Annotated in this window: 7 protein-coding genes; 1 reads left to right on the forward strand and 6 read right to left on the reverse strand. The window is 43.2% G+C overall.

Annotated elements, in window-relative coordinates:
• The 6 genes from HOO90_RS11600 to HOO90_RS11625 form a co-directional block, all read right to left on the reverse strand.
• A partial coding sequence (locus HOO90_RS11600) for a tetratricopeptide repeat protein (RefSeq protein WP_292843238.1) occupies positions 1–605 on the reverse strand: 605 nt, incomplete at its 3' end.
• Positions 606–687: 82 nt separating this feature from the next.
• On the reverse strand, positions 688–1,692 hold the full coding sequence (locus HOO90_RS11605) for a virulence protein RhuM/Fic/DOC family protein (RefSeq protein WP_292843241.1): 1,005 nt from the start codon (positions 1,690–1,692) through the stop codon (positions 688–690).
• Between the two features lie 404 nt (positions 1,693–2,096).
• Positions 2,097–3,995: a PQQ-dependent dehydrogenase, methanol/ethanol family gene (locus HOO90_RS11610; RefSeq protein ID WP_292843243.1), complete on the reverse strand. Its 1,899-nt coding sequence runs from the start codon at positions 3,993–3,995 to the stop codon at positions 2,097–2,099.
• 62 nt (positions 3,996–4,057) lie between these two features.
• Positions 4,058–5,251, reverse strand: coding sequence for an FAD-dependent 5-carboxymethylaminomethyl-2-thiouridine(34) oxidoreductase MnmC (gene mnmC / locus HOO90_RS11615; protein WP_292843245.1), 1,194 nt, complete (start codon positions 5,249–5,251; stop codon positions 4,058–4,060).
• Positions 5,241–6,014 carry a tRNA (5-methylaminomethyl-2-thiouridine)(34)-methyltransferase MnmD gene (gene mnmD / locus HOO90_RS11620; protein ID WP_292843247.1) on the reverse strand — a complete coding sequence of 258 codons (774 nt, stop codon included), beginning with the start codon at positions 6,012–6,014 and terminating at the stop codon, positions 5,241–5,243. The genes mnmC and mnmD overlap by 11 nt, the downstream gene beginning before the upstream one ends.
• 55 nt (positions 6,015–6,069) lie before the next feature.
• On the reverse strand, positions 6,070–6,978 hold the full coding sequence (locus HOO90_RS11625) for a phosphoribulokinase (protein WP_292843249.1): 909 nt from the start codon (positions 6,976–6,978) through the stop codon (positions 6,070–6,072).
• A 217-nt stretch (positions 6,979–7,195) separates the two neighbouring features.
• On the opposite strand from HOO90_RS11625, the gene HOO90_RS11630 reads away from it, so the two are divergent.
• Positions 7,196–7,942, forward strand: a 747-nt coding sequence (locus HOO90_RS11630; protein WP_292843251.1) for a RuBisCO large subunit C-terminal-like domain-containing protein, incomplete at its 3' end; no start/stop codon positions are given.

The following is a 7,942-nucleotide window of genomic DNA, read 5'->3' on the forward strand; positions in this document are numbered from 1 at the left end:
GCTTGCGGCACATTTTTCACCCAATCACGAATCTCTGCAATATCTTGCTCTAAGCCTTGCCAGTCGCATATATGCTGCTTTTGATGCACCAAATGCACTCTGGCATGGTAGAGCTTAGGGTTTAAATCTAAAGCTTTTTGGTAGCTCGTAATCGCTAAATCTAGCTGGCCCAACTCGCGTTGCACATTGCCTAAGTTATTGTAAGTATCAGCATCATTTGGGTTAAGTTGGATAGATTTTTGATAATGAATAGCAGCTTCTTTAGGCTTACCAAGCTCACGTTGCGCATTTGCCAAGTTGTACAAATAAGCCGCATTGGCTGGCTGATGCTCAAGCGCCTCTTGAAAACACGCTTCAGCCATTGCATAACGGCCGTTTGCATGTGAATCATTGCCTAGTTCTTGCAAGGCATAACAAAGCGCATTGCGCACATCTAAATTGGTTTTAAGTATGCGCAACAAGCGCCTAAAGTATCCCGCAGCCTCTTCATAGCGATGCAGTTCAATGCACAAATTGCCGCAATTGACTTGAGCTTCTAAATCTTTGGGGTTGCGCAATAAGGCTTGTTGGTAATTTTTGAGCGCGTTTTCGTTTGAAGTTTGCATGCGGTAATTTTAATTGAAAACAGAGGGTGCTGACGAGTTAACTAAAAACTTCCTTATTATTCTCGAGTCGCTGAATGGCTAATTAGTTGTTGCCATTAATCAAGTTGATTATCACCTTCACAATCATTTCACGTTCCTCAGGTTTGCTCTCTGCAATCAGTAGGGTAAAAGCTACCAAGGCATTATCTGCAATGCGCTTTTCACCCAGTTCATTGTATAAGTGCTCATTTCGTTGTAAAAACCAAGCAAACATGGCCGCGGCAATGCGCTTGTTACCATCACTAAAAGCATGATTTTTAACAATAAAATACAGCAAGTTCGCTGCTTTTTCTTCAATGCTTGGGTAAAGCTCTTGCCCGTCAAAAGTTTGGTAGATGGTTTCTAACGCACTGTTAAACGAATTATCTTTCTCATTACCAAATAAACCGCCTAGTTTTTCCTTTTCACGCCACAGGTAAATTTGCGCCATGGCCTCAATGTAATCAATTTTTGGCTGCACCATTGCCGTAGTGCCAACCACCATCAAGCGTTGATGGTCATAATCATCCAGCACTGTAAGCGCATGGCTGTATTTTTCAAGTACTGTCAATATTGACTGTGATTCAGCAGAAGATAAATCTTTGCTTTGAGCTAAACGTGCCGTTAACGCAATAACACTCTTTAAATCATTAAGCTTTGCTTGCTCGGCTTGAAGTTTGCGTTCATTTAACGCATAACCTTGCAACAAATACTGCTTGAGTACACTATTTGCCCAGATTCTAAACTGCGTACCACGTTGAGATTTAATGCGATAGCCTACAGAAATAATGACATCTAAATTGTAGTGATCAATATTACGTGCAACCTGACGAGCACCTTCTTGACGAACTATCCGGGATTTCCGGATAGTTGGGTTTTTTTCAAGTTCACCCTCTTTATAAACATTTTGAATATGCTCATTGATCGTACGCAAGTCTTTATCAAAAAGTGCTGACATTTGCGCTTGGCTCAGCCAAACAGTCTCCTGCTCAAGCCGCACATCTATCTGCGTCTCGCCGCCGTCAGTTTGGTAAATGACAATTTGCTGATGATTGTTTACTTCGGTCATTGTTATATTTTTCCATTGTCTTTTAGGGTGCAAATACCTACTTTTAGCAAAGCTATCAGTGACTATTATGCACCTAAAGCGCTGTGCTTAATGTCAGGCGCTTTTTACTTACAGTCGTTACAATTTTAATTTAAAGCAGAGAGTGTTGACGAATAAACTAAAAACTCCGATATTTTTATAGCCCGTCATTCGCACAGCTCATGGCATGCCCGCGAAACTTCTCATGCTAATTGGCTAAAAACACCTGCCCTGCGACCCGCATGGATATTGGCTCCCAGAGCATTGTTAAATAATGGGTTGACCGTTTATTTTGTGAAGTAGGGCGTCAATAGCGTAGCGTATTGCGCCGAAGGTAAGCGTTTCCATACGGCGCATTACACTTCGTTAATCCGCCCTAAGCGGGCTTATAGGCTGAAAATGTTGAGTGCACCACCACCAGGAAGTGAGTTGTGTTCTACTAGATAACCGAATGGTCCGTGAGGGCAACCAAAGCCACAGTCTTCGCGAATATTTTGCACTATCATTGAGACATTCGGCCATCCACCTATTCCTGTCATTATGCCTATATATTGCTTGCCTTTATTACTATAAGAAAATGTATTACCAACCACGCCAGAGCTTGCTTGAAACTGCCATAACTCTTTACCAGTTTTTGCATCAAGTGCTTTGAACCATCTATCAAGTGTGCCGTGAAATACCAAGTTGGATGATGTGACAAGTATTCCACTGTATGGCGAGTAATTTTCACGTTGATACCAAATAACTTTATTGGTTAACGGACTAAAAGCAGATAGAAGTCCAAAAGGCACTTGGGGTTTGTAGGCTCCTTCGAACCATGAGTATTGAAGCACTGTAGCGCCTACCCATGGCTGTCCAGTTTTGTATCGTGATTCAACAGATTCATACGTCATACAGGTCAAGCTAAGCGGCGCATATATTAATCCTGTTTTGGGCGAGTAGGCTGCTGGACTAATGCCTTTTGCTCCAATATTAGTTGGGCAGATATTCTTCGCATTGTAATCCTGATGTGTACTATATTTAGGGTCTTTGGCTGGCACCCCCGTCTTTAAATCCACCCCCGTCGCCCAATTCACAAACGGATGCACTTTCTCCGCCGCAATCAACGTGCCGTTATCGGCCTGCCAAGTATAAATAAAGCCATTCTTGTTAATCTGTGTGGCATAGGTTTGGTTTTTATTGTTTTTGTCTTTCTGCTCAAATAAAATCACCTCATTAGTCGCATCATAATCCCACTCATCATGCGGGGTGGTCTGCATCGCCCATCTGGCTTGGCCAGTATCCACATCTCGGGCAAATACACTGCTGGCCCATTTATTATCCCCTGGCCGTACATCAGGGTTCCACACACCAGGGTTACCTGTGCCGTAATACACCAAGTTAGTCTTTGCATCAAAGCTAAAGTAGCCTGTCACTGCGCCACCGCCATTCTGCCAACCATCTTTCTCTTGTTGCGGTTTTAGCCATGTGCGAATGCCCAGTTCTTTTTCAGCGATTTTTAGTTGCTCATTGGGCAAGGGTTTAAATGAACCGCCTTGTTTATTACCTCCATTCACATCTTGGTAAACACTTAAAGCACTGTATTGCGGGTTGTCTTTGTTAAAGCTTTCACCTATCAATACATCGGCATCACTGCCCGTAGAATAAGCCTTCCAAGCCAATGCGCCATCTATAAGGTAATACGCTGCCATAAAGCAGCGCACCCCAAACTCGCCACCTGCACAACCTGTGAGCACTTTATCTTTAATCACTTGTGGCGCATTGGTATTGGTCGCGCCTGTTTTAGGGTCGTTGACTTGTACTTGCCAAACCACTTTGCCTGTTTTGGCATCCAGCGCGACTAATACGCCATTGTTTTGCTGTAAGTAAATTTTGCCATCACCAAAGCCTAAACCGCGATTGACGTTATCGCAACACAACACCGCTTGGGTGCTAGGTTCTTGTTTAGGGAAGTAAGACCACAGGATCTTTTGGTCATTGTTTAAATCTAAAGCGTAAACGTTATTAGGAAAGGCGGTGTGTAGGTACATTACGCCATCAATCACCAAAGGCGCACCTTCGTGACCACGATTAACACCTGTGCTAAATGTCCAAGCTAGTTTTAAATCTTTGACATTACGAGTATTGATTTGGCTAAGCTCACTATAGCCTTGGTTATTGTATTGACCACGTGGGTAAGCCCAGTTGTTGGGGTTTTTCATGGCGCGGTCTAGGTCGGGTGCGGCTTGCGCTAAGGTGGGGATGCTCAGTGCGAGTAGGGTAATGAAGCTTAAATTTTTTGTCATTATTTTTAGCTTTCAAATTTTTTGATGATGTTGCGTAACATAGCATCATTTACACCCGCGTTTCAAATCATTTTTGCCAAACGTTTTAAACCAAGCTTGCGCAGCACAAAGCGGCTTGGGTTCATTAAGGCAGCAAATTCAACATTCATGCTAATTGGCTCGTTGCATATTATTTGCGCAAGCAATTCTGCGCAGTATGGCGCGCTGGTAAAGCCGCGGCTGCCGTGGGCTACATTGATGTAAAGCCCGTTGACGTACGGTAGGTTTTCTGGTGTTGCATTAGGGCGGGGTGGTTTGGCTTTTAGTATGGCGTTATCAAGCAGTTTTCCCACTAAGGGAAAGTAATCAAATGAGGTGCATCTAAACGAAACGCGACCGCCTTTGATATTATTTTTTAAATTTTCGTACAGTGGTAGTGAAAAGCTTTTGAGTTTGAATAGATTGGCTTGGTGGTCTTCTTCGTCTATTTCATTGCTCATGTTATCGGTTGAAAAAGTTGCGCCTAAACAATGCTGATTATTTGCTGCGGGGCTTAAATAGCCATCGCTACAGATAATGGTTTTGATTTGGTTGCTTTCGCTTGTTGCATCAAGAACGCTAACTTGCCCGCGCACTGCTTGCGTTTTTAAGTATAGATTAATGCCTATGTTTTGCGCTTCATTGGCATTTGCAATAATCACAATATCCGCTTTTTCAATTAGTTTTCCATCTGAATATATTTCAAATAAATCTTTATTTTTCAATATACTAATGACATTAGTTAATGTGTTAACTGAGATATTTTCATGCGTGGTTAAACGCTTGCAAAGTTGTTGTGGATTCACCCAAGCGGCATCTGGAAAGTAAAGTGCGTCATGCGGTAAGTCTATGCCGGCAAGATTACTTGCTTCGTCTGAGTTTACATATTTCAGAATATTTTCAGCATGATTCTGTGCAGCGACTTTTTGAATGCGGGCTAATTCTCTCGGGTTAAAACCAAGTTGCAACATGCCGCAAATATAAATGTCATCAGGGTTTAAGTTGAGCCATTTAAAAAACGCTAAGCTGTACAAATAGCTTTCAAGCGCGAATCGGCTTGCATCGTCATCGCCACTTAAACGCGGATAAAGCATGGCTTGCGGATTGCCTGAGGCCTCGCTGGCGATGGTTTCATTACGTTCAAATAATGTCACTTGAATGCCGCGCTGAGCTAAGGCATAAGCCGTGCTACAGCCTGCGATGCCACCACCAACTACAATTGCGGTGCTAGGCTTCATCATTATTTCCTAAAAACTTACCCGTTAGCATTTCACGTTTTTTGCCAAAACCCGCACGTTTGCTGACTTCAAAACCCGCATTGATTAAGCCTCGACGCACGTCGCCTGCGCTGGTGAAGGTGGCGAAAGTGGTGGATGTTTTGGAAAGTCGCGCCATTTGTTGAAATAACGCAGCTTGCCACATGTCAGGATTTTTAGCAGGTGCGAAGCCATCTAAAAACCATGAGTCTATTTTGTCATTGGTTTTGCTAAGGCGCTCGGTAGCATCGCCAATGAGCAGGGTCAATCGCACTCTATCATCGTACAGCGAAATGGTATTTACGCTGCTTAAAAGGCTTTCATATTGGGCTAAAAATGGCTCACTCACTGGCTTGAGTTGCAGCCATAAATTTAACGCGGTTGAAATATCGTGCGTGCTTAAAGGATATTTTTCTACGCTAATAAAATGTAGCGTTGCGTTTTGTGGTGCGGATTCTAGCCAAGTCTTAGCCGCACATAAAAAGTTTAAGCCAGTGCCAAAGCCAGTTTCAGCGATGTTGAAGGTTTGCAAGTTGGCATCAAGCCAGCGCGTGGCTAAGTCATTGCCCTGCAAAAAAACATAGTCGGTTTCTAGCAAACCATTGTCGGTTGAGAAGTATACGTCTTGAAAATCACAGGCAAATGGCTGACCATTGCGCCATTCTATGTTGGCAGTATTGCTGCTTGGATTTTGCATGGTAAGTGGTTGATGTTGAACGAGTAAGAATTTAGCTGATTTTCGCATTAAAAATGGGAAACCAATTTATTGTTTGGTTTCCCATTAATGAAAATCTAGCAGTTTATTCTAAGTGGTGCGTCGTTTCTAGCTTGCGATTGTGCATTAAATCGTGAATAAGCGGCGCCAAGATAATCTCCATGGCCAAACCCATTTTGCCGCCTGGTACAACGATATTGTTGCGACGTGACATAAAGGAATCTTTTAGCATGGAAAGCAGGTAAGGAAAGTCCGCCATGCCTGGGTCGCGGAAGCGAATGACCACAAAACTTTCATCTAGCGTTGGAATGTCACGCATCACGAACGGATTGGATGTATCGACAATCGCTACGCGCTGAAAGTTAATATGCGTATTTGAGAATTGTGTTGCGATGTAGTTAATATAGGAGGGCATGCGCCTGAGGATGGTATCGACAGTCTCCTCCGCTGCGTAACCACGTTCAGAACTGTCACGATGGATTTTTTGTATCCATTCCAAGTTAATTACTGGTACTACGCCTATGCCTAAATCCACGTGGGCTGGCAGATTGACTTTATCTGTTTTCACCATGCCATGCAGGCCTTCGTAAAACAACACATCACTTTCTTCTGGCAAGTCTTCCCAGGGTGTAAATTCTCCAGCGCTTAAATTTGTGCCAAGCCTCGCGTTTTGCTCAGCCGCTTCTGCTGAATTGTGGATGTAATAGCGTTTTTTACCAGTGCCTGTTTGTCCATAAGTCTCGAACAACTCTTCAATTTTGTCGAAGTGGTTGGCTTCTGGGCCAAAGTGGCTGAAATGGTTGTTGCCCGCAGCTTCGGCCTTTTTAACGGCGGCTTTGAACTCCCTACGATTTAATGAGTGGTAGCTATCACCTTCAACAACGGCGGCATTAATACCTTCGCGGCGGAATACATGTTCAAATGAGCGTTTGACTGTAGTGGTTCCCGCACCAGATGAGCCTGTGACTACAATAACGGGATGCTTCTTTGACATGATAATTCTCCCTAATATATTTATGGTCTTATTTTTACTCTACTTTAGCAGTGCAGGTGAGGCTTGGCTAGTCATCATATGCAAATTTTGCTGTTACTTAGATTTAGGTATTGGTATAGTGTTATTCAACAAGATAAAAATAATGTCGCAATGACGGCATGTTAAAAAAATAAACGGTGGCAAGGTTTTTATAGCTAGTTGTATACGGGAGAAAATGATGGACCAGTCAGTACGTTATTCAGATTTAAGTCTTAAAGAAGAAGACCTTGTTAAAGGTGGTAAGCATATTCTGGTTGCTTACAAAATGAAGCCAAAATCTGGCCACGGTTACTTAGAAGCAGCAGCGCATTTTGCGGCCGAATCTTCTACAGGTACAAACGTTGAAGTTTCAACCACGGATGATTTCACTAAAGGCGTGGATGCGCTGGTGTATCACATTGATGAAGCCACTGAAGATATGCGTATCGCGTATCCGCTGGATTTGTTTGACCGCAATATTACAGACGGTCGCATTATGATTGTTTCGTTCTTAACGCTTGCGATTGGTAACAACCAAGGCATGGGTGATATTGAACATGCCAAGATGATTGACTTTTACGTGCCAGAGCGTGGAATACAATTATTCGACGGCCCTTCAAAAGACATTAGCGATATGTGGCGTATTCTTGGCCGCCCAATCAAAGATGGTGGTTATATTTCAGGCACAATCATCAAACCAAAATTAGGATTACGTCCAGAGCCATTTGCCCATGCGGCTTACCAGTTCTGGCTAGGTGGTGACTTCATTAAAAATGATGAGCCACAAGGCAACCAAGTATTCTGCCCAATGAAAAAAGTGATTCCGTTGGTAGTCGATTCCTTGAAACGTGCGCAGGATGAAACAGGTCAGGCTAAATTATTCTCAGCCAACATCACGGCGGATGATCACTACGAAATGTGCGCTCGTGCAGACTTTATCTTAGAA

It is taken from the genome of Methylotenera sp., assembly GCF_013141425.1.
In the GTDB taxonomy this organism is placed as follows: Bacteria; Pseudomonadota; Gammaproteobacteria; order Burkholderiales; family Methylophilaceae; genus Methylotenera.

Bases quoted from the DNA above. Each gene is read 5' to 3' on its own strand.
- HOO90_RS11605 (WP_292843241.1), bottom strand. From the start codon at position 1,692: ATGACCGAAGTAAACAATCATCAGCAAATTGTCATTTACCAAACTGAC.
- HOO90_RS11610 (WP_292843243.1), bottom strand. From the start codon at position 3,995: ATGACAAAAAATTTAAGCTTCATTACCCTACTCGCACTGAGCATCCCC.
- mnmC (WP_292843245.1), bottom strand. From the start codon at position 5,251: ATGAAGCCTAGCACCGCAATTGTAGTTGGTGGTGGCATCGCAGGCTGT.
- mnmD (WP_292843247.1), bottom strand. From the start codon at position 6,014: ATGCGAAAATCAGCTAAATTCTTACTCGTTCAACATCAACCACTTACC.
- HOO90_RS11625 (WP_292843249.1), bottom strand. From the start codon at position 6,978: ATGTCAAAGAAGCATCCCGTTATTGTAGTCACAGGCTCATCTGGTGCG.